At 73.7% G+C, this 22,310-nt stretch carries 12 protein-coding genes; 1 reads left to right on the top strand and 11 read right to left on the bottom strand.

Annotation, left to right across the window (positions count from 1 at the left end; translation table 11 throughout):
- Positions 1-246: 246 nt before the first annotated feature.
- The 3 genes from EES41_RS30130 to EES41_RS30120 form a co-directional block, all read right to left on the bottom strand.
- A complete protein-coding gene (locus EES41_RS30130; RefSeq protein ID WP_123081137.1) occupies positions 247-3,210 on the bottom strand; it encodes a helix-turn-helix transcriptional regulator in 2,964 nt (987 codons plus the stop codon).
- A gap of 121 nt (positions 3,211-3,331) precedes the next feature.
- Complete coding sequence (locus tag EES41_RS30125; protein ID WP_123081136.1) at positions 3,332-3,538, bottom strand: hypothetical protein; 207 nt, start codon at positions 3,536-3,538, stop codon at positions 3,332-3,334.
- Positions 3,539-3,712: 174 nt separating this feature from the next.
- A complete protein-coding gene (locus EES41_RS30120; protein ID WP_254211609.1) occupies positions 3,713-6,736 on the bottom strand; it encodes a type 2 lanthipeptide synthetase LanM family protein in 3,024 nt (1,007 codons plus the stop codon).
- Positions 6,737-7,057: 321 nt separating this feature from the next.
- On the opposite strand from EES41_RS30120, the gene lanKC reads away from it, so the two are divergent.
- Entirely contained in the window at positions 7,058-9,655 is a 2,598-nt protein-coding gene (gene lanKC / locus EES41_RS30115; RefSeq protein ID WP_164495971.1) for a class III lanthionine synthetase LanKC, read from the top strand.
- A 622-nt stretch (positions 9,656-10,277) separates the two neighbouring features.
- On the opposite strand, the gene EES41_RS30110 is transcribed toward lanKC, so the two are convergent.
- The 8 genes from EES41_RS30110 to EES41_RS30075 form a co-directional block, all read right to left on the bottom strand.
- Complete coding sequence (locus EES41_RS30110) at positions 10,278-11,243, bottom strand: ABC transporter substrate-binding protein (RefSeq protein WP_123081134.1); 966 nt, start codon at positions 11,241-11,243, stop codon at positions 10,278-10,280.
- A 1-nt stretch (position 11,244) separates the two neighbouring features.
- Positions 11,245-13,218 (bottom strand): ABC transporter permease subunit, encoded by a 1,974-nt coding sequence (locus tag EES41_RS30105; RefSeq protein ID WP_123081133.1) that lies wholly within the window; start codon positions 13,216-13,218, stop codon positions 11,245-11,247.
- Positions 13,219-13,300: 82 nt separating this feature from the next.
- Positions 13,301-14,389: a glycine betaine/L-proline ABC transporter ATP-binding protein gene (locus tag EES41_RS30100; protein WP_123081132.1), complete on the bottom strand. Its 1,089-nt coding sequence runs from the start codon at positions 14,387-14,389 to the stop codon at positions 13,301-13,303.
- Entirely contained in the window at positions 14,386-15,912 is a 1,527-nt protein-coding gene (locus EES41_RS30095; RefSeq protein ID WP_123081131.1) for a GMC family oxidoreductase, read from the bottom strand. Before EES41_RS30095 ends, EES41_RS30100 begins: the two co-directional genes overlap by 4 nt.
- Positions 15,909-17,417: an aldehyde dehydrogenase family protein gene (locus tag EES41_RS30090; protein ID WP_008741207.1), complete on the bottom strand. Its 1,509-nt coding sequence runs from the start codon at positions 17,415-17,417 to the stop codon at positions 15,909-15,911. The genes EES41_RS30095 and EES41_RS30090 overlap by 4 nt, the downstream gene beginning before the upstream one ends.
- A 297-nt stretch (positions 17,418-17,714) precedes the next feature.
- On the bottom strand, positions 17,715-19,736 hold the full coding sequence (gene recQ, locus EES41_RS30085; RefSeq protein ID WP_123081130.1) for a DNA helicase RecQ: 2,022 nt from the start codon (positions 19,734-19,736) through the stop codon (positions 17,715-17,717).
- A gap of 135 nt (positions 19,737-19,871) precedes the next feature.
- Positions 19,872-21,599 (bottom strand): acyl-CoA dehydrogenase family protein, encoded by a 1,728-nt coding sequence (locus EES41_RS30080; protein WP_123081129.1) that lies wholly within the window; start codon positions 21,597-21,599, stop codon positions 19,872-19,874.
- 64 nt (positions 21,600-21,663) lie between these two features.
- Complete coding sequence (locus tag EES41_RS30075; RefSeq protein WP_008741204.1) at positions 21,664-22,230, bottom strand: PadR family transcriptional regulator; 567 nt, start codon at positions 22,228-22,230, stop codon at positions 21,664-21,666.
- Positions 22,231-22,310 lie beyond the last annotated feature (80 nt).

The raw sequence follows: 22,310 nt of genomic DNA, 5'->3' as shown, positions 1-22,310 counted from the left end.
GGACCGCACCCCCATAAAGACGGGAGCGTCCCCCATCCCGGCTCCCGCCGGCCCGGCGAGCGGAGGCCCGCCGGTCACCGCGCTAGGCCCTGTCGTCAAAGTGGCGCCTGGCCCGCGACGCCCGGCGCCGCGCCTCGCCGCGTTGTCCAGGCGCCCGAGTACGTCCAGTACACGGGCGTCCCTCCGCCTTGCGATGCACGGCGCCGGACGCCGCGGGCCTGGCCGGCGCCACTTTGACGACAGGGCCTAGGAGTCCGCGCACTCCGCGGACAGGGCGCACAGTGCCGAGCGGTCCGCGGCGCCGGTCTTGATCATCAGACTCGCCATGTGCTTCTCCACCGTTCGGGGCGAGATGCACAGGCTCTGGGCGATCTGCTGGTTGCCGGGCCGCTCCGCGAGCAGCACGAACACCTCGTACTCTCGCGGCGTGACGCCCGCTGTCCGCAGGCCCGCGGGGATCCGCTCCCGGCCGCCCCGGCGCTGCGGGACACTGACCCCCGCCTGCCGCAGGACGGCCCGGCAGGCCCCGGCCACCGGCGATACGCCCGCCTCGTGGAAGTACTCCTCGGCGGTACGCAGCCAGGCGACCGGCTCGCCCCAGGAGTCGGCGAGCGCCGCTTCGGCGGTCAGCCGCAGGGCGAGGTGCCACGCCTGCGGGAACACCGCCGCCGCACGGCCGGCCCGCTCCACGGCGCGCCGCGCGCCATCCGGGTCGCCGTCCCGGCCGCGCAGCACCGCGTCCGCCATGCCGAGGAACATCCGGTTCCAGGCCAGTTGCCCGCCCGGCGAGGCCAGCGCCTCCCGATGCGCCTCCCGGCCGCCGTCCTCGCCGTCGAGGATCCGCAACAGGGGGCCGAGCCCGTAGCGGCCGCTGAGGTAGAAGAAGCTCGGGTGCTCCCGCTCCCACGCCAGCGCCGCGTCGAGCTCGGCCTTCGCCCGTACCCGGTCCTCTCCCATCAGCGCGCCCACGGCCTGGCACAGTCCGCGCTGCAGGGGCACGAGCATGGACTCCTGGCCGCCCGCCCGGCGGAACCGGAGCAGGGCGCGTTCCTGCTCGCGGGGCCGCCCCTGGTGGGCGGCGAGCGTGGCGTCGACGAGGAGCAGATAGCGGTGCGTCGACAGGTTCTGGAGGCGGGCGCTGGCCTCCACCAACCGCTCGACGATCCCCCGGGCCCGCTCCCATCGCCCGCCCAGCACGCTCTGCATGGCGAGCAACCCGTCGACGGACTGGAGCAGGGCCAGCGAACCGAGTTCGTGAGCCGCCGTACGGGCGGTCTCCAGTCGGGTCGCCTCACCGGTCCGCATGAACGCGTTGGTGCCGAGCCGCACCAGTGCCTCGGCCCGGTACACCGCGAGCCGGTGCTCCTCGGCGACCGCCAGCATCCGTTCCAGGCAGGCGTCGGCCTCGTCGAACCCGCGCTCCCGGGACAGTATGGCCAGCAGCTGCCACGCCTGGCAGGCCACCACGGGCCGGCCGCGTTGCTCCGCGGTGAGCGCGGCGCGCCGGGCGGAACGTTCCGCCTCTTCCAGTCGCTCGCGGCCGTCCTCGCCGCCCCAGCCCACCGGGCCGCGCCCCTCGCCCCGGCCGTCCTGCTCCGGCAGCAGCGCGAGATGGCCCTCGACCACCGCGAGCGCCGCCTCCTGTTCCGGGCGCGGGTCGGCCCCGAGCAGGGCGCGGGCCGCCCGGATCCGGCGGCGCGCCTGCGCCGGCTGCTCCGCCATGGTCGCGACCCACGCGACCTGCGTGTGCGCCTGGGCCCGTTCCTCGGCGGCACGCGACCCGGCGGGCGCCGGCGGAAGGTCGTCGAGCAGCGCCGCCGCCTCGTCCAGCCGCCCGGACTCGGCCTGGGCGATCGCCAGCTGCACCGTGACCTCGTCCCGCTCCTCGTCGGCCGCGAGCCCCCGGGCGCGCTCCAGCAGCATGGCGGCCGAGCCCGACGCACCGGCGTCCAGCATCTGCCGGCCGACTTCGGCGAACTGTCGCGACGCCGCCACCTTGTCGCCCGCCGCCAGTCGCAGGGCGGCCACCAACTGCTTCTGGTCACCGCAGAGTTCGACGGCGGAATCCTCGATGGCCGAGGCCGCGCGCCGGGCCAGCGCGGCCTGCTCGGCGGGCGGCAGCGAGGCCCTGAGCGCGTCCGCCGTCAGGACGTGACGGAAGGTGTAGTGGTCATGGGCGGCCCCGTCCGGGGCGATGATCCCCACCTCGGAGGCCGACCGGAGATGGGCGAACAGCGCCCGGTCGTCGAGTCCGGTCACCGCCCTGAGGGCCCCGACGGAGAACCGGCCGCCGAGCGTCGCCGCGACGAGCAGCAATTCCCGCACCGGTTCGTCAAGCCGGGCCAGCCGGCGCGCCCAGCTGCGGACCGCGCCCGTCGGTACCGTCGCCTCGTCGTGCTCCGCGAGCTGCCACCCGCCCTCGGCCCGGCTCAGCCGTCCCGTGTCCAGCAGGTCGGCCAGGAGCACCTCCACCAGGTACGGGTTCCCGCCCGCCCACTGCGAGAGGTGCCGTTGCGCGTCCGGCGGCACCTCACCCGGTCCGACGTCCAGACAGGCGGCCGCCATGTCCCGTACGGCGGCCTCGTCCAGCGGCCCCAACTCCCGCAACGAGGCGGTGTTGCGCAGCTCGGCGGCGAGCGCGAGGTCCAGCGCCGGGCCGGGGTCGGGCCGGAGCGTACCGACCAGGAGGACCGGCAGCTCCGCCACGTTGTCGACGACGTACTCGACGACCGCGATCGTCTCGGTGTCGGAGTCGTGCAGGTCCTCCAGCAGGATCACGCAGCCCCGCTCGCGGCCGAGCACCGCCAGCAGCCGCAGGAGCGCCTCGGCCAGTTCGACCAGCGAGATCGCGTATCCGGGCGCCACCGCCCCGGCCCGCCATTCCGGCACGAGGCCGGCCAACGCGGGCCGGTAGGGCTGGAGTTCCGGGTCGTCCGGAGCACCCGCCGCCCGGAACCGCGAGGACAGCGCCTCGACCAGTGGCCGGAAGGGCACGACGAGTCCGGTGGACGTGGCTCGGCCGCGCAGCACCGGCATGTCCCGGTCGTACGCGCGCAGGGTGGACTCGCCGGCCAGCCGGGACTTGCCGATCCCCGCCTCGCCGACGAGGAACACCGCCCGTCCCGCACCCCTCGTGACGCTCTCCAGTGCCTCATCCAGCAGCCGGATCTCGGCGTCCCGCCCCACGATGACCGACGACGTCGCTCGCATGCGCGCAGATTACTTGATCTTTTTCGCGCGCGGCAGAGGGCCGGGGAACCCCCCGGCCTCCGCTCGATCCGTCCGGGGCGCGTCCCTGCCACGTCGCGGGGCGACGTGCCCGTCCTCCCCCTCAGAACAGCGTGAGGGATCCGGTGGTCCACGGCATGTCCACGGTGGCGGCGGCGTCGGAGTCAGCCGTCCGGAGCAGTCGGCTGCGCAGTCCCAGCATTCCGCTCGCACCGAACGTCACCTCGCCCACCGGGTGGTCGTGGGCCGCGGTCTCCGCGCCGGCGCTGCTGTCGACGTATCTCACCGAGTCGTTGATCTGCGTGGTCATGGTCCGTCCTTCGTATGGGCAGGAGTGGAGGTCGTGCTGAGCTGTGCGGTGGTGCCGGTGGTTCGGTGGTTCGGTGTGTCGGTGTGCCGGGTCGTGCGGTCGTGCGGTCGTGCGGTCGGGGGCTCCGTGGGGGAGCGCCTCGGACGGCGGCCGTACGTGATGCCGGACCGGCCCCTAGGGCGTCTGCAAGAGGAGCAGGGACGGCACGCGCTCCGGGAACCCCGCCCGGAGGAGTCCGTGCCCGATCCCCGCGAGCCCGGTCAGCAGGCCGGGATGCGGGACCCCGTCCGGAGCGCCGCTCCGGGCACCGGTCTCCTCGACGGACGCGAGGAGTGCTCCGGCCCGGCGGATCCAGTGCGGGCGTGCCTCCGGGACCGCGGTGTGGCCCAGGAGTTCGCACAGTCCGGCCTCGCCGTGGCAGAGGCTGTCGTCGGCGGCGGGCCTGTCCCGGCCCAGCGCTTCGACGGTCCTGCGGGACCACGCCGCGAGGTGCGGGTCCTCCAGGGCGCCCGGCGCGTCCAGCACCGCGAGCGCGATGCCGGCGCGCCCCCGGCACCAGGCCGAGGCCCTGGCCTCGCAAGCGGGCCCGTCGTCCGATGGAGCTCCCCCGTGGCCCCCCGGACTCCGGCCGCCGTCCGGCTCACCGCCCACGGCCGCCCGCAGCGCGGACAGGCCCGCGAGCCGATACCGCTCACCGCCCTCGGCCGCCCCGCCCCAGGGCCCCGCGGTGGCCTCGGCCTCGGCGAACCGCAGCAGGGCCCATCCGAGCCCGGCGGCCCCCGTCGTGAAGCCCCGGCCGCCGGCCGTGGGATCCACCGCGGTCAACCGGTCCGCGCAGGCCCGCGCGTCCCGCCAGGTCTCCTGACCCTCGCCCCCGCCGCCGGCCCGGTGGGCGGCCAGCAGTGCGACGAGCCCGCCCGCGACGCCCGCGCCCACCCCGTACTCCCCCTCGGACAGGGCCGCCGCGGCCGCCAGCCGCTGCACGGCGGTGGCCCAGGAGCCGACCTCCGGATCGTCCAGCAGCCGTGCCGTCTCGGCCAGCGCGTACGCGATGCCACCGAGGCCGGAGAAGGCCCCCGAGCCCACCGCACCGAGGTCCGCGGGCCGGGCGCGCAGCGCGTCGAGCAGCCCGGGCACCGGCGCCAGGGCCGTACGGGCCACCTCCGCGTAGTGTCCGGCCCCGGTGAGCGCCGCCAATTGGGCCAGGAACAGGGCCGGCCCGGTGTACCCGCCGGCCAGGTCGGCCGGCATCGGGCCGATCCGCCAGTAGCGGTCGTCCAGGAGCTCCAGGCCGATCCAGTTGCTGCGCGGTCCTTCGCGGTACGCGAGGGAGACCAGCCGGTCCCCGACCGACCGGGCCGCCGACAGCAGCCGTTCCGGCTCCGGGGCGCGCTCCGCCGTACGGGTGCGCCGGTCCCCGACGGGCCGGTGCGCGGGCGCGCGGGAGGCCGTCGCCATCGCGGCCCGCACGATCCACTCCTGGTCCTGGCGGTCGACCGCGTCCAGGGCGGCGAGCCTCGCGGCGACCCGGGCGATCCCGGACAGGTCCGTGCGGCCGGCCAATGGCCGCTCCGCCGCGCCCCACAGGCGGTCCCGGCCCGGGCGGGCGGTGAACAGCGGTACGTCCCCCGCCCAGAGCTGGGCGATCTCCTCGTCCACCAGGTCGGGCGCGAGGACCGTCCCGAGCACGTCGGTCCGCAGGGTCTCCAGGACCCGCTGCCGCTCACCCGCGTCCTTCAGCAGATCGGGGTGCGTCGACTCGTCGAGCAGCGTGCTGTACACCCAGGTGGGACGTACCAGTACCCGCACCTCGTCCTCGGCGAACTCCTTCAACAGGGCCGTCTCGTGCAACAGTTCCTCTCTGGCCGCACCGATCGCCTTGTACCCGGCGCGGAATCCGGCGCAGAGCGCCTCGATGTGGGCCGCCGGCTCGATGGGCCCGCCATCCGCGAGACGTGGCCGGTTGGCGGACTCGCCGAACCTCCCGGCCCTGCGCACCAGGCGCATCCGGTCGGTGCCGGCGTCGGCCCAGTCCGCCCGGACGACGGGCGACACCGCTTCGCGGCCGCCGCCGACCGCGGACACGTCCAGGGCACTGTGGTCGCCCACCAGCAGTTGGGGCAGCAACCCGACGCGATACACCGAGTCGTGGAGTGCCCCGGCGGCGGGGTCCTCCGCTGCCGTGCCCGCCAGCGGCGGGTGGAACAGGGTCTCCACGTCGACCAGCACCGGGTCGGCGCCGACGGCGATCAGGTTCTCGTGGTGCAGGTCGGTCCCGTCGATGAGGTGCAGCAGCGCCAGCAGCGCGCCCTGGCGGCGGTAGAACGTCTCGACCTCCGCGGCGCTGGCGCAGGGGCCCGCGCCGACGAACTCCACCCACCCGTAGTCGCCCCGGTCGAGCAGCCGCAGCGTACGGAGGTCCACGGAGTCGGGCAGCTCGTTGAACCAGGCGACGAGGTCGTTGAAGTGACGGTGCACGGCGAGGGGCCGCGGCTTGTACACCAGCCGGGTGCCGTCGGCGAAGCGCAGCAGCATCACGCTCCGTCCGCCCCGGTGCCCGTCGCCGGCTCCCGGCTCGACGGCCACGAGCAGCCCCGGGTCCCCGCCGGACTCCGCGAGGAGACCGGCGGTCAAACGGGCGTGGTCGTCCGCCAGCCGCTCCAGTGCCTGCGCGACGGCGTCCGCCGCGTCGAGCGCCGCCCGCCCCAGGATCCGCGCCAGCACCGGCCGGCCGGCCAGCAGGGCCGTCAGGCCGGGCCGGGACGCGATGCGTCCCAGGAAGTCCCGGAACCGGGCCCGCGTGTCGTCCCCGTCGAGCCGCCCGGCGCTCCGCGCCTCGTACAGCTCCAGCACCAGCGTCCGCGCCGCTGTCCGCGCCAGCCTGCCGCCGAGGTACCTCTCCAGGTCGTCCCGCACTGCGGTCATGTCCACGAGCTCGCGCGCCCGCTCCGACAGGCCCCGCTCCAGCCGCTCCCCCGCGCAGGCGGTGAACGGCCGCAGCACCCACTCGAAACCGCTCAGCCCCGGATGGTCCCCCTCGGGCGCCACGGCCTCCTCGGGCGCGGCGGCCGACGCCTCTTCGGCGAACGCGGCCCAGTCCGGCCGCCCTTCACCCCCATCGCCACCGACGAGCCCGGCCGCCCACCACCGCTCGACCGCCGACAGCGAACCCCCGGCCCGCCCTTGCCCAGCCACCATCACCGCTCCTCGCCCCCGGCCCACCGCTCCGCGCCACGCCCGATCCTGGTACGGGAGGTGCCTCCCCCGCATGGGGAAGAGTCCCCCATGTTTTCCACCCCGCCAGGACGCCCGACCGGGCCGTCACCGGCGGACAGGGCCGCCGCCCCCATGGCGGGCAGGCGAGCGCGACGGCCCACGAGGGCACCGCGGGTGCCCCAGCGGAGGGCGATCCCGCCTGATACCGGTCGCATGCCGCCGCCGAACCGTTTCCATACCTGCCGCTCCTAGCGTCTGGCACGACCGTTGTGGCCGCCCACCACCACCCCGCGAGGAGATCCCGTGCTCGAAGGCTTCGGCGAAGCGCTCGCGGACCGGGAGTACTACCTGCCGCTGCCCGGCGTGGCCGACCCCGGGCCGCGCTTCGCTCCCGGCGAGGTGCCGCCGGGCCTGCGCGGCGCCGCCCAGGGCATCTGGACGCTGTGGGGCGCTCCTCGGACCGGGTTCGCCGAGCAGGGCTGGAAGATCCACGTGTCGGCGCGGCTGGACCGCGCGCAGCACGTGCTCGACACGGTCGCCGGGATCTGCTTCTCCGAGGGCGTGCCGTTCAAGCACCTGAGCGCCCGGCTCTTCTTCCTGTTCCTCCATCACAAGCACGCCGGGCGGGCCCAGGCGGGCAAGTTCTGCGCCGTCTACCCGCCGGACGCGGAGACCGCCCGCCGGCTGCTGGAACGCCTGCGCGACGCGCTCGACGGGGAGGAGGGGCCGTACGTCCTCTCCGACCGGCGCTTTCGCGACTCGCGGACGGTCCACTACCGCTACGGCTCCTTCGGTGCCCGCGGCCGGCTGCGGGCCGACGGCACCCGGGAGGGGCTGGTCCGCGACGGCTCCGGCCACGAGGTCGTGGACCTGCGGCTGCCCGCCTTCCACCTGCCCGCGGGGATCGCGGACCCCTTCGTCGAGCAGGAGGAGGGGCCGCACGCGGGCCCGATCCTGATCCGCGACTACGAGGTGACCCGCGCGGTGCGCCTGAGCAACGCCGGCGGCGCCTACCAGGCCCGGGACCGGCGGACCGGCCGCCCCGTCTTCATCAAGGAGGCCCGCGCCCACAACGGCCTGGTCTTCGACGGGACCGACGCGCAGCAGCGGCTGCGGCACGAGCACCGCGTGCTGCGCGAACTGCACGCGGCCGCCCCCGGGGTCGGCCCGGAGCCGCTGGACCACTTCACGGAGTGGGAGCACGACTTCCTCGTCACCGAATACGTCGCGGGGCAGCCTTTGGTGGGCTGGCTGAGCCGGTCCTCCCCGCTGGCCCGCGCCGACCGCACGGCCGAGTCCGTCGACGCGTACTACGAGGCGTGCCGGCGCCTGCTGGCCGCGCTGGACGCCTCGCTCGAGCGGCTGCACGCCGCCGGTTACCGGTTCGGTGACCTCAGCCTGGGCAATGTCGTGGTCACGCCGTCGGGCGGGGTCCGGCTGGTGGACTTCGAGGCGGCCTCGGCGCTGTCTGCGGCCCCCTCCGGGATGGGCACCCCGGGGTTCACGCCGCCGCCCGGCCTGCTCCGGACCGACACCGATCCGCTGCTGCGGGACCGGTACGGCATGTCGGCGGTCGCGCTCGCCTTCCTGGCGCCGTTCAACGAGATCGCCGAACACGCGCCCGCCAACCTCGTACTGCTGCGCCGCGACCTGGCGGACGTGGCTCCGCCGCAGGACCTGTGGCAGCGGGCGACCGCCTTCCACCTGACGGAGGACCAGGCGGGGGACCAGGACGGTCCCGGCCGGCTGCCCTCCCCCGCCGAGCTGGACGCCGATCCGCGCGGCTGCCTCACCCGGCTGGCCGAGGAGGTGGCCGGGGGGCTGCTGGAGACGGCTGACGCCGACCGGCCGGAATGGGCCTTCCCGCCGTCGCCCGAGGCGTTCCGGACCAACAACGTGTGCCTGGCCTACGGCACGGCCGGGGTGGTGCACGCCCTGCACCGCGCCGGGGCCCAGGTACCGGAGGAGATCCTCGAACGGCTGCGCCGCGACACGCTGGCGCTGCGCGAGGCGCTGCCCCCCGGACTGCTCGTCGGCTCGGCCGGCATCGCCCGGGTGCTGGCCGGCCTCGGCCGGCTGGACGAGGCCGTCGACCTGCTCCGGGACGCCGACGACCACCCGCTCACCGCCTCCTGCGGCACGCTGGCCGGCGGCCGGGCCGGGGTCGGCCTGGCCTGGCTGGCCCTGCACCGGCTGACCGGGGAGAGCGGCCACCTGGAGCGGGCCGCCGCGGCCGGGGAGAGCCTGCTGCACGCCCCCGACCTGCCGGCCGCCCTCGGCGAGCACGACGCCCGCGGCCTGCTGCACGGCCGCTCGGGGGTCGCCCTCTTCCTCCACCGCCTGGCCCGCGAGACCGGCGAGGTCCGCTGCCTGGAGGGGGGCCGGCTGCTGCTCCACCAGGAGCTGGACCGGACCTTCCCGCTGGACGACGGCGCCCTGTCCATCTCCGACGACGCGCGGTTCACCCGCGCCATGCCGTACCTCGCCACGGGCGCGGCCGGGGTCGCGGCGGTGCTCACCCGCTACGTGGCCACCGCGCCGGACGAGCGCTGCGCCGCGGCGCTGCCGAGGCTGGTCGCCGGCATCCGGGTCTCCTGCGCCACGAAGGAGGCGGGCCTGTACCGGGGGCTGGCCGGACTGAGCTGGTTCCTGACCGAGCACGCCGAGCTCACCGGCACGGACGCCGCGCGCGGGGACGCCGTGCGCGCCGCGACCGGCCTGCTGAAGTACGCCGTCCCGTACCGGCGCGGCGTCCGCTTCCTCGGAGCGGGTTCGCAGCGCTTCACCGCCGACCTGTCCAGTGGCGGGGCCGGTGTCCTGCTGGCCCTGCACCGCCTGCTGGCCGGCCCGCTCCTGACGGAGCCCCACCACGCGCGTCCCCGGATCCCGGCAACCGCCTGACGACACCGGGCGGGCGTCCCATGAACCCCTGGGCACGGCGGCGAACAGCTCCGTGCCGAGGTATGCAGTGACCGACCGACACAACCCCGAGAAGAAAGTGGAGGGCAGCCATGAGCCAGATCCTCGCGCTCCAGGCACTGGACACCGAGCCGGAGGCCTATTTCCCCTGCTTCAGCGTCGCCTGGAGCATCAGCGACATCTTCCCGGAGCCGATGTAAGCGGTACCGGGAGGGGTGCGTTCGCCCGGTAGGTCACCGGTCGCGACGCGCAGGCGACTCAGAAACGGGTGGCCGCGCACGACGAAGGCGCCTGCCCCCGGTTGTGAACCGGGGCAGGCGCCTTCCCCGCGCTCTCCGCTACTCCAGGTACTCCCAGAGCTCCCACGCCTCTGCCAGCTCCGACTTCACGGTGCCGGCCACGCTGCGCAGTGCCGACCCGCCTTCGCCCCGAAGACCACGTCATCGAACTCCAGGAGGAGTTCGTCCGTGCCGACGTCGACTCGTCTGATGTACGCGACCTGCTCTTCGGGCGGGGCCCCCAGACGGTCGAGGACCCGGAGGGTCCACGCCGTACACCGGGGGCGTGCTCTTCGCCGTTCCCCGGACACCGTTTCCCGTGGGGGTCAGGACGGGAGCCAGGTGCGCCAGGTGGACTCGTTCTGCTTCACCCAGCGGGCCGCCGCTTCCTGGGGCGACAGTTTCTGGTCCGCGATCATCAGGGAGACGTCGTTCTGCATGTCGGTCGTCCACCGGAACTTCTTCAGGAAGGCGGCGGCGTCGCCCCCGCCGTCCGCGAAGCGGGAGTTGAGGAACTTCTGCAGCGGCGTGTGCGGGTACGCGCAGGCGACCTTCTCGGCGTCGGCGTCACAGCCCTCCTTGTACGCGGGCAGCTTCACCTCCGTCATCGGAACCTTCTCGAACAGCCACTGGGGCTTGTACCAGTAGCTCAGGAACGGCTTCTTCTCCTTGGCGAACTGCCTGATCTGGGTGATCTGGGCCGCCTCGGAGCCCGCGAACACGACCTGGTAGTCGAGGTCCAGGTTGTTCACGAGCGCCTTGTCGTTCGTCACGTAGGACGGGGAGCCGTCCAGCAACTGGCCCTTGCCGCCGCTCTCCGCGGTGCGGAACTGGTCGGCGTACTTGTTCAGGTTCTTCCAGTCCGTGACGTCCGGGTGTTCCTCGGCGAAGTACGTCGGCACGAACCAGCCGATGTGGCCGGTCACCCCGAGTTCGCCGCCCCGGGCGATGGTTCCCTTGTCGTCGATGTACCGCTTCTCCTGCTCCGGGTGGCCCCAGTCCTCCAGGATGGCGTCCACCCGGCCCTGGCTGAGGGCGTCCCAGGCGGGCACCTCGTCGATCTGGACGGTGTCCACCCGGTAGCCGAGCTCGTGCTCCAGCAGGTACTGGGCGACGGCCACGTTGGCCTGGGCGCCCACCCACGACTGCACGGACAGCGTCACCGTGCGGGAGCCCTTGGCGTCGGCGTACGGGGAGGACTGGCGGGTCATGTCGGCGGCGCCGCAGCCGGTGAGGGCCGTCACGGTGACGGCGGCCGCGGCCGCGAGGGCGGCGATGCGTGTGCGAGCCATGTCAGGCCCCCTTTCCGGCGAGGTCGCGGCGCTGTGTCGGCTGGGTGACGCGGTCGAGCATCAGGCCGAGGCAGACGATCGCCGCGCCGGCGACCAGACCGGTCGCCAGGTCGCCCTGGGCGAGGCCGAAGACCGCGTCGTAGCCGAGCGCTCCGCCGCCCACCAGGCCGCCGATGACGACCACGGCGAGGACCAGGACGACGCCCTGGTTGACGGCCAGCAGCAGCGCGGGCCGGGCCAGCGGCAGCTGCACTTGGAGCAGTTGCTGGCGCCCGGTCGCGCCCAGCGAGCGCGAGGACTCCAGAGCGGCCGGGTTCACCGCGCGGACGCCCTGGGCCGTGATCCGCACCACTGCGGGCAGCGCGTAGACCACGGCGGCCGCGACCGCCGGGGCGCGGCCGACACCGAACAGGGCGACGACGGGGATCAGGTACACGAACTGCGGCATGGTCTGGAAGACGTCGAGGACCGGGCGCAGCGCGCGTCCCAGGCGGTTGCTGCGCGCCGAGGCGACGCCGAGGGCGACGCCGAGCAGCAGCGTCACGGCGACGGCGGCCAGCACCTGGGAGAGCGTGTCGAGCGCCGGGTCCCAGACTCCGAGGACACCGATCGCGGCCATCGCCAGGACGGCGGTCACGGCGGTGCGCCAGGTGCCGATGAGCAGGGCGAGTACGCCGATGGTCAGCAGGACCGCCCACCAGGGCAGCCACTGCAGGCCGGCGCGCAGGGGGTTGAGGGCCCACGTGGTGAAGTGCCCCGCCCAGTCGGCGGTGCCTCCGACGACGGGCACGCCGGAGTAGAGGTGGGCGGTCATCCAGTCGACCGCCCGGTTGACGGGCTCGGCGATGTCCAGCGTCCACCCGTCGGGCCAGGTGAGAGCGTCGGCCAGCCGGGTCCCGAGGGCGACGGCGGCGGTGGCCGCGGCGGCGATGGCCCAGCCGAGCCGGGACCGGTGGGCCGGGGCCGCGCCGATCCGCTCTCCGGCCGCGGCGGTGACCCGGTCCAGGACGATGGCGAGCAGCACGATCGGCACGCCGGCGGCGAGGGCCGCTCCGACGTCGACGGAGGCCAGCGCCTGGTAGACGCGGTCGCCGAGGCCGCCCGCGCCGATGACGGACGCGATCACGGCCATGCCCAGCGCCATCATGATCGACTGGTTGACGCCGAGCAGCAGTTCCTTGCGGGCCAGCGGCAGCCTGGCCGTCAGCAGCCGCTGCCTGCCGGTGGCGCCGAGGGAGGTGGCGGCCTCCACGACGCCGGCGTCGGCGTCGCGCAGCCCGAGCGCGGTGAGGCGGGCCATGGGCGGGGCGGCGTAGATGACGGTGGCGAGGACGGCCGCGGGCACGCCGATGCCGAAGACGAGGACGACGGGCAGCAGGTACGCGAAGGCCGGCAGCACCTGCATGGTGTCCAGTACGGGCCGCAGGACGCGGTGCATGCGGTCCGACAGGCCGGCGGCCAGCCCGAGGAGGCCGCCGAGCAGCACGGAGGCGGCGACGGCGACGACCATCAGGGCGAGCGTCTGCATGGTGGGGACCCACATGCCGAGCACTCCGCAGACGGCGAAGGCGGCGAGGGAGGTCAGCGCGAGCCGGACCCCGGCGACGCGCCAGGCCACCAGTGCGGCGGCGGCGGTGACGCCGGCCCAGCCGAGGGCGAGCAGCACCAGGTACACGGCGCGGACGGAGACGACCACGGCGTTGCTGACGTGTCCGAGGAAGTAGAGGAACAGCGGATGGCCGTCGCGGTTGTCGATGATCCAGTCGCTGGTGCTCTTCAGCGGTCCGGACAGGTCGACGGAGAGCGACGCCGGCCAGTTCCCGGCGCCCAGGAACACGGCGCCGAGGACGAGCGCCACGGCCGCGCCGGCGACGATGAGCCGGCCCCGGTGGCGCGTGAGCGCGCGCAGCACGCCGGACCCGGTGTCCGTGGCGGCCGCGGAGCCCGTGGTGGCGGGGGTGACGGTGGCGGTCATCGGCCCCACCGCCCGGTGGCGCCCGTCAGGGCGTCGGCGCCGGTCGTGCCGCACGGCGGCGGCCAGGTCGTATGGGAGTACATCAGGCCACCGCCTTGTCCGACGCTGCCGGTACCCCGGCGACGACACCGAGGAGTCCCGCGTGGTCGACCACGCCGAGGCACCTGCCGCCTTCGACGACGCGGGCGTTCTCGCCGGTACGGGCGACGGCCTCGATGGCCTCGTGGACGGTGGCGCTGGGGGCGAGCGCGGGGCCGGACTCGCGCTCGTCGCCGAGGGCGGGGCGCATCGCCGAGCGGACGGTCAGCACCTGCTCGCGCGGGACGTCCCGGACGAAGTCCCTGACGTAGTCGTCGGCGGGGGCGCCCACGATCTCCTCCGGGGTGCCGAGCTGGACGATCCGGCCGTCGCGCATCAGCGCGATGCGGTCGCCGAGCTTCAGCGCCTCGCTCAGGTCGTGCGTGATGAAGACCATCGTGCGCCCCTCGTCCTGGTGCAGGCGTACGACCTCCTCCTGCATGTCCCGGCGGATCAGCGGGTCCAGCGCGCTGAACGGCTCGTCGAACAGCAGGACTTCGGGGTCCACGGCGAGCGCGCGGGCCAGGCCGACGCGCTGCTGCTGGCCGCCGGACAGCTGGCTCGGCCGGCGGTCTTCCATGCCGTCGAGGCCGACCTTGGTGACGAACTCCGCCGCACGCTCGCGCCGTTCGCCGCGTCCCACGCCCTGGATCTCCAGTCCGTAGGCGACGTTGTCGAGCACCGTCCGGTGCGGCAGCAGCCCGAAGTGCTGGAAGACCATGGCGGCCCGGTGCCGGCGCAGCTCGCGGAGCCGGCCGGTGTCCATGGACAGCACGTCCTCGCCGTCGATGGAGACGGTGCCCGAGGTCGGCTCGATGAGCCGGGTCAGGCAGCGTACGAGCGTCGACTTGCCCGAGCCCGAGAGGCCCATGACGACGAAGACCTCGCCCTTGCGGACGTCGAAGGAGACGTCGCGGACGGCGGCGGTGCAGCCGGTGCGCTCGCGCAGTTCGGCGGGGTCGAGCTCACGGAGCTCCCGGTCGGCGGGCACCCGGTCGGCCTTCGGACCGAAGACCTTCCACAGGTCGCGTACGGAGAAGACGGATTCCGCGGGGGTCGGCGGCGCGGTCGCGGTGTGCGGCGGAGTGTTCATCGAGTGGTTCCTCCCAGCAGGTCGGCACATTTCTCGCCGACCATGAGGACGCCGATCATCGGATTGACGGCGGTCATGGTGGGAAAGACGGACGCGTCGGCGATCCGGATGCCGTCGAGGCCCCGGATCCTCAAATCTGGTGCGACGACGGCGAGTTCGTCGTCGGCGGCCCCCATCCGGCAGGTGCCGGCGGGGTGGTAGACGGTGTGGGCGACCTGGCGCGCGTACGCGCTGAGTTCCTCGTCGGAGGTCACCTCGGGCCCCGGGCACACCTCGCGCTTGAGCCAGCCGGCCAGCGGTTCGCTCGCCGCGATCTGCCGGGCGATGCGGATCCCGTCGACGAGGGTCCGGCCGTCGTAGTCGTCCTCGTCGGTGAAGTACCGGAAGTCGAGGGCGGGCTTGACCTCGGGGTCGGCGCTCGTCAGGTAGAGCCGGCCGCGGCTGCGCGGCTTGGGGATGTTCGGGGTCAGCGACACGCCGTGCGCGGGCCGTTCGTAGCCCAGGCGCTCCGGGTTGTCGGTGAAGGGGATCTGGTAGAAGTGGAACATCAGGTCCGGGCCCTCGGCCTCGGGGTCCCGGCGGACGAACAGTCCGGCGTCGGAGTCCATCGCGGAGTTCTCCGGGATCGGGCCGTGCGTCTCCCACACGATGACCGACTCGGGGTGGTCGAGCAGGTTCTCCCCGACGCCCGGCAGGTCGAGCGCGACGGGGATGCCGAGCTTCTCCAGGTCGGCGCGCGGCCCGATCCCGGAGTGCAGCAGCAGGCGCGGGGTGTCCACGGCTCCCGCGCACACCAGGACCTCGCGCCGGGCGCGTACGACGTGCTCCGCGCCCTCCTTGGTACGGATGTGCACGCCGGTGGCGCGGGTGCCCTCCAGTTCCAGCCGGTACGCCCAGGTCTCCAGGGCGATGTGCAGGTTCGGGCGGTCCAGGAACGGGTGCAGGTACGCGACGGAGGCGGACGACCGCTTGTTGTTCTCGGGGTGGTAGGCGAGGTCGAAGAAGCCGACGCCCTCGTCGAAGGGGCCCCGGTTGAAGCCCTCGACGCGCGGCACGCCGAGCGCGCTCTGCGCGGCGTCGACGAAGTCCCGGGCGATCGCGTTCCGGTCGGCCTCGTCGACGGGGACGATGTTGTTGCGCAGCCGGGCGAAGTAGGGGTCCATGGCCGCCGCGTCCCACCCGTCGGCGCCGGCCTCGGCCCACTCGTCCCAGTCGGAGGGGAGCGGCTTGAACGCGATGAGGGTGTTGTGCGAGGAACAGCCGCCCAGCACCCGCGCGCGGCTGTGACGGATGTGCGAGTTGCCGCGGGGCTGCTCGGTGGTGGGGTAGTCGTAGTCCAGCTCCCCGCCGAGCAGGCCCATCCAGCGGCGCAGGGTCAGGACGTCGTCACGGCCGACGTCACTGGGGCCGCCCTCGATGACGGCGACGCTGACGTCGGGGTCCTCGGTCAGCCGGGAGGCGATCACGGAACCCGCGGTGCCGCCGCCGACGACGACGTAGTCGTACACGTGCTGGTCGCTCATGCCTGGTCCTTCGCCGTCGTGCCCGCGAACCAGCGCACGGGGCGCGGGGCGAGGTTCTGGTAGATGTGCTTGGCCTCGCGGTATTCGCCGAGGCCACCAGGGCCCAGTTCGCGGCCGATGCCGGACTTTCCGAAGCCGCCCCACTCCGCCTGCGGCAGGTAGGGGTGGAAGTCGTTGATCCAGACGGTGCCGTGGCGCAGCAGGCCGGCGACGCGCCGGGCGCGGTCCGCGTTGGAGGTCCAGACCGCTCCGGCGAGGCCGTACTCGGTGTCGTTGGCGAGGGCGACGGCCTCTTCCTCGGTGCGGAAGGTCTCCACGGTGAGGACGGGGCCGAAGACCTCTTCACGGATGACGCGCATGCCGCGGTGGCACCGGTCGAGGACCGTGGGCCGGAAGAAGTAGCCGGGGCCGGCCGGCTTCTCGCCGCCCGCGCGCAGGACCGCGCCCTCGGCGAGGGCGGAGGCCACGTACGACTCGGTCCTCGCCAGCTGGGCCGCGGAGACCAGCGGACCGCACTCGACGCCCTCGTCGGTGCCGCGTCCGAGCCGGATCAGTTCGGCCCGGCGGGCGAGTTCGGCGACGAACCGGTCGCGCAGCGACTCCTCGATGATGAGGCGGGAGCCGGCGGAGCAGACCTGGCCGCTGTGGATGAAGGCGGCGTTGAGCGCCTGGTCGACGGCGGTGTCGAACCCCTCGGCCGTCGAGCAGGAGTCGGCGAAGACCACGTTGGGGTTCTTGCCGCCCAGTTCGAGGGCGACCTTCTTCACGCTGTCGACGGCCGCCCGGGCGACTTTCGTGCCGCTGACGAGACCGCCCGTGAACGAGACGAGGTCGACGTCGGGGTGCTCGGCGAGCCGGGCGCCGACCGTGTCACCGGGACCGGTGACGATATTGGCGGCGCCGAGCGGGAGTCCGGCCTCCAGGAGCAGTTCGATCAGCACGACGGTGGTCAGCGGGGTGATCTCGCTGGGCTTGATCACGAACGTGTTGCCGGCGGCGAGCGCGGGGGCGATCTTCCAGCTGGCCTGGAGCAGCGGGTAGTTCCACGGGGTGATCAGGGCGCAGACGCCGACCGGCTCGTGCACGACGACACTGCGGATCTCGTCCGAACCGGCGTCGACGACGCGGCCGCCGTCCTCGTTCGCGACGAGGTCGGCGAAGTAGAGGAAGGCGTCGCGGACGCAGTCGACGTCGACGCGGCCCTCTTCCAGCGTCTTGCCCGCGTCCTGGCTCTCCAGGGCGCCGATCCGCTCGCGGTCGCGCTCCAGGAGGGCGGCGACCCGCCGCAGCAGGGCAGCCCGCTCGGCGACCGGTGTGCGCGGCCAGGCGCCGTCGTCGAACGCGGCGCGTGCCACGGCCACGGCGTCGTCGGTGTCCTGGACGCCGCCTTCGGCCACGACCGCGAAGGCGGTCGCGTCGACGGGGTCGATGATCTCGCGCGTGGCTCCGGACAGGGCTGCGCGCCACTCTCCGCCCACATGGATGCTCTGTTGTGCTGCCGTCACGTTGCGTATGGCCTTTCGTTCCGTGCGTCCCCCTGTCGGTTTGCACCGACACGGTCCGGCCATGTGCCCCGACTTCCGAGATCCATGCGCAATGGTTCGCGGAGAGTGTTCTGCTTCACGTACGAAGAGGGCTGAAACACGGACATACCGCTCGGCCGAGGCCACTGCGGAAATACACGGAACATACGGCTGTCACAGGCCGTCACACAGAGTGAGGGTGGTCATCGCCGCCGGATCCGGCCGCCGGATCCGGCTACGCCCCGGGGGCGGAATCCCGGGGCGCGATCAGGGGACTGGCTACTGCCAGTCCTCCTCCCAGGGCGGCGGGTTCTCCTCGTCCAGGTCGAAGGGCGGCTCTTCCGGCTCCGGCTCCGCGTGACGTGCCACCGGGGCAGCGGCCGCCCGGACCGCGGGGGCCGCGGCTGCGGGCGGGGCGGACGCGGGCGGGGCGGACCCGGACGCGCCGGAGTCGCACTGCGCCAGGGTGTCGAGGACGCCCTCGGCGTACTTGGTGAGCTTGGCCTCGCCGACACCGCCGATCGTGCCCAGTTCCTCCGCGGTGGCGGGGAGCCGCGTCGCGATCTCCCGCAGCGTCGCGTCGTGGAAGACGACGTACGCCGGTACGCCCTGCTCCCGCGCCGTCGCGGCCCGCCAGGCGCGCAGGGCCAGGAAGACCGGTTCGGCCGCGGCCGGCAGGTCCACCGGCACCCGGGCGCCCTTCCCGGAGCGCGACCCGGATTCCTTGCGGGGCGAAGCGGCGACCGCCTTCTCCTTCCGCATCTGGACGGTCCGGCGGCCTCCCAGCACCTCGCCGCTGGCGTCCGTCAGGACGAGCGTCCCGTAGTCGCCCTCCACCGCCAGCAGCCGCAGCGCCAGCAGCTGGCGGACGACCCCGCGCCACTCCGCGGTGCTCAGGTCCGACCCGATGCCGAACACCGAGAGCCCGTCGTGGTCGAACTGGATGACCTTCGCCGTCTTCTTGCCCTGGAGGATGTCGATGATCTGGCCGGCGCCGAACTTCTGGCGGCGTTCCTTGGCCAGCCTCCAGACCGTGGACAGCAGTTTCTGCGCCGCGACCGTCCCGTCCCAGGACTCGGCCGGCGTCAGGCAGGTGTCGCAGTTGCCGCAGGGCTCCCCCGACTGCCCGAAGTACTCCAGCAGCCGGACGCGGCGGCAGTCGACCGTCTCGCACAGGGCGAGCATGGCGTCCAGGTGCATGCCCAGGGACCGGCGGTGCGCCTCGTCGCCCTCGGAGCCCTCGATGAGCTTGCGCTGCTGGACCACGTCCTGGAGGCCGTACGCCAGCCATGCCGTGGCCGGCTCGCCGTCGCGGCCGGCGCGGCCGGTCTCCTGGTAGTAGCCCTCGACGGACTTCGGGAGGTCGAGGTGCGCCACGAAGCGGACGTCCGGCTTGTCGATGCCCATGCCGAAGGCGATCGTGGCCACCACCACGACCCCCTCGTCCCGCAGGAAGCGCGCCTGGTTCGCCGCGCGCGTACGGGCGTCCATGCCGGCGTGATAGGCCACGGCGTCGATGCCCTGCTCGGCCAGGAAGGCCGCGGTCTTCTCCACCGAGGACCGCGAGAGGCAGTAGACGACGCCGGCGTCCCCGTCGTGCTCGGTCCGGATCAGTTCCAGGAGCTGCTTGAGCGGGTTGTTCTTCCCCGCGATGCGGTACTGGATGTTCGGCCGGTCGAAGCTGGCGACGAAGTGCCGGGCGTCCTCCAGGCCGAGCCGCGCCACGATCTCGGCGTGGGTGGCCTCGGTGGCCGTCGCGGTCAGCGCGATGCGCGGCACCTTGGGCCAGCGCTCGTGCAGCATGGACAGCGCGAGGTAGTCCGGCCGGAAGTCGTGGCCCCACTGGGCGACGCAGTGCGCCTCGTCGATCGCGAACAGCGAGACCTTGCCCTGGTCGAGCAGCCGCTGGGTGCTCTCGGAGCGCAGTCGCTCGGGAGCCAGGTAGAGCAGGTCCAGCTCGTCGGCGAGGAAGGCCCGCTCGACGGCCTGCCGCTCGTGGGACAGCTGCGTCGAGTTCAGGAAGCCGGCCCGGACACCGAGGGCGGTGAGCGCGTTCACCTGGTCCTGCATCAGCGCGATGAGGGGGGAGATCACGATGCCCGTGCCCTCTCTGACCAGGGCCGGGATCTGGTAGCAGAGCGATTTGCCGCCGCCGGTCGGCATCAGCACGAGGGCGTCACCGCCGCCGACGAGCTGCTCGATGACCTCCTGCTGCTCGCCGCGGAAGGAGCTGTAACCGAAGACTCGGTGCAGTACCTGCAGAGCGTCGGAGGTCTCGGGGGAAGCGTCCGGAAGGGCCATCCTCGAAGCCTAGCCGCACCCGCCGACACCCCGGCTCCGTCCACCGGAACCCGTGGACGGAGCGCGGGGGCCGCAGGTGGGCGAGCGGGCCGGCCCGGGGCGGGTGCCCGGGACCGGCCGGCATCCCCGCGTGGGTTACGGGGCCATCTCGTAGGAGCCGGACAGGGCCTCGACGCGGGCCCAGACGCGGGCCGCGCGGGCCTCGTCGACGACCGGGCGGCGGACCGCGCCGAGGGCCCAGGTCTGCTGCGGCTCGGTCGCGGAGTCCTTGCCGTGCAGCTCGACGGCGTGCGCCGAGAAGTCGCGCACGAGGACGGAGAACAGCTCGTCCAGCACGTCCTCGTCGAGGCCGGTCAGGCGGGCCTGCTCCAGGATCAGCTGGCCGTGGACCACCAGCGCGAAGAGCTGGCCGACGGCGAGGAGGAGGTCGAGGTCGCGGCTCTGCCGCTCGTCGGGGGCGGCGGTGGTGACGAACTCGCACAGGGCGTCGGCCTGCTCGCGGAAGCGGGCGACGTTCGGCACGGCGGCGTACGCGTCGAAGGCGGGGCGCCAGTCGTGGAAGCGTACGGAGCCCAGGCCCCGGGCCGGGCCCTGCCGGAAGAGGAACGCGTCGTCGGCCGCATCCAGGCGGGTCGGGACGGGCGCGTACTCGGCGGGGTCCAGCAGGTGGTTGCGCATGAACTTGAGGATCAGCGCGAGGTTGACGTGGACCGTGCCCTCCAGCTTGGGCAGGCCACGGATCTCGACGGCCGCCTGGGCGAAGTACGTGTCCTTCTCGAAGCCCTTGGCGGCGATGACGTCCCACAGCAGGTCGATGACCTTCTCGCCCTCCGTGGTCACCTTCATCTTCGTCATCGGGTTGAAGAGCAGGTACCGGCGGTCGTCGGGGCCGGCGGTGCGGAAGTAGTCGACGGCGCGGTCGCTGAAGAGCTTCATCCCGACGAGGCGGACGTACGCGTCGGCCAGCTCGCGGCGCACGTGCGGGAAGGCGGTGACGGGACGGCCGTACAGGACGCGGTTCTGCGCGTGGGTGACGGCCTCGTACATCGCGTGCTCGCAGATGCCGATGGAGGCGGTGCAGAGGTTGAACTTGCCGACGTTGACGGTGTTGAGGGCGGCGTCGAAGGCGGCGCGGCCGGTGTGCAGGACGTCGTCCGCGGAGACCGGGTAGTCCTCCAGGCGGAACTCGCTGACGTACTTGGAGGAGTCGACGACGTTCTTCACCAGGCGGTACGCCGGGTGGCGGCTGTCGGCGGCGAAGAAGACGTACCCGTCCGGGCCCTCGATGTCGGTGCGGCGGCCGAAGACGGAGACGAGACCGGCGGCGTTGCCGTTGCCGATGTAGTACTTGGAGCCGGTGGCGCGGAATCCGCCGGCACCGTCGGCAGCCGGCTCCAGCAGCATGTCGGTGGAGTAGATGTCGGCGCCGTGGGTCTTCTCGGACAGGCCGAAGGCGAACACCTCGCCCTGGGAGAGGAGTTCGGCGGCGCGGGCGCGGGCGGCGGCGTTGTCGCTCTGCCAGACGGGGCCGAGGCCGAGGATGGTCACCTGCCAGGCGTACCAGTAGTCGAGGCCGTAGAACCCGAAGATCTCGTTGAGGGCGGCGATCCGGGCGGTGTCCCAGCGCCGCTCCGGCCGGCCGTCTGCGGCGGAGGCGGGGGTGAGGAAGGTGGCGAACAGGCCTTCCTTGGCCGAGAAGGCGATGAAGTCCCCGAGCCAGGCGCGGGTGCGGTAGTCCTCGATCAGCTTCCGCTTGCCGCGCTCCTCGAACCAGTCGACGGTGGCGCGCAGCAGCCTGCGGGTCTCGGGGTCGAAGTGCTGCGGGTCGTAGGTGCGCGGGTTGAACAGCAGGGAGTCGGCCATGGAGGTTCGCCTTCCGGGGGTTGCGGGGTGAAGGGTGGACGAAGACGTGGGGGGGCGGGGCGGCTCAGGCGGGCGGGCGGGGCGCGCCGAGCCGGCGGACGGTGGCGAGCACGTCGTCGAGCCAGGCGATCGTCATGCGCTCGTAGGCGATGCCCCCGCGCAGGACGACGTGCTGGAGTTCCTGGCCGGCGTCGGGGGGCGCGGGGGCCTCGGGCCCGGTGAAGTCGCGCAGTTCGCCGGCGAGGTAGTGCGCGAGCCGGTCGCCGTGGACCCGGCGGTGCCGTTCGACCTCGCGGACCAGCGCGGCCGGGTCGTCGAAGGCCGCGCCGCGGATCTTCACGGCGAGGTCGTGCCGCAGGCTCTCGGGCTCGATCGGCTCGTGCAGCCACTGGGAGAGGGCGGCGCGGCCGGGGGCGGCGACGGAGTATTCCTTCTTGTCCGGCCGGCCCTGCTGGGCGACCACGCGGACGGCGAGCAGCCCGGCGCTCTCCATGCGCGCGAGCACGCGGTAGATCTGCTGGTGGGTGGCGGTCCAGAAGTAGCCGATGGACCGGTCGAACCGCCGGGCGAGCTCATAGCCTGAGCCCGGCTTCTCCAGCAGCGAGACGAGGATCGCGTGTTCGAGCGCCATACCGCGATCCTTCTATGCAACTGGTTGCATAGACAAGCCGCTGCGCCCGGGTGAGACGCGGCTCACCCCGGCGTCGGCCG

Source organism: Streptomyces sp. ADI95-16, assembly GCF_003721495.1.
GTDB lineage: Bacteria > Actinomycetota > Actinomycetes > Streptomycetales > Streptomycetaceae > Streptomyces > Streptomyces goshikiensis.
Note: the sequence above shows the minus strand (reverse complement) of the source record. Positions and strands in the feature narration are given on the sequence as shown.

Coding starts and splice junctions, on each gene's coding strand:
- EES41_RS30130 (WP_123081137.1), bottom strand. CDS start 3,210: ATGCGAGCGACGTCGTCGGTCATCGTGGGGCGGGACGCCGAGATCCGG.
- EES41_RS30125 (WP_123081136.1), bottom strand. CDS start 3,538: ATGACCACGCAGATCAACGACTCGGTGAGATACGTCGACAGCAGCGCC.
- EES41_RS30120 (WP_254211609.1), bottom strand. CDS start 6,736: ATGGTGGCTGGGCAAGGGCGGGCCGGGGGTTCGCTGTCGGCGGTCGAG.
- EES41_RS30110 (WP_123081134.1), bottom strand. CDS start 11,243: ATGGCTCGCACACGCATCGCCGCCCTCGCGGCCGCGGCCGCCGTCACC.
- EES41_RS30105 (WP_123081133.1), bottom strand. CDS start 13,218: ATGACCGCCACCGTCACCCCCGCCACCACGGGCTCCGCGGCCGCCACG.
- EES41_RS30100 (WP_123081132.1), bottom strand. CDS start 14,389: ATGAACACTCCGCCGCACACCGCGACCGCGCCGCCGACCCCCGCGGAA.
- EES41_RS30095 (WP_123081131.1), bottom strand. CDS start 15,912: ATGAGCGACCAGCACGTGTACGACTACGTCGTCGTCGGCGGCGGCACC.
- recQ (WP_123081130.1), bottom strand. CDS start 19,736: ATGGCCCTTCCGGACGCTTCCCCCGAGACCTCCGACGCTCTGCAGGTA.
- EES41_RS30080 (WP_123081129.1), bottom strand. CDS start 21,599: ATGGCCGACTCCCTGCTGTTCAACCCGCGCACCTACGACCCGCAGCAC.
- EES41_RS30075 (WP_008741204.1), bottom strand. CDS start 22,230: ATGGCGCTCGAACACGCGATCCTCGTCTCGCTGCTGGAGAAGCCGGGC.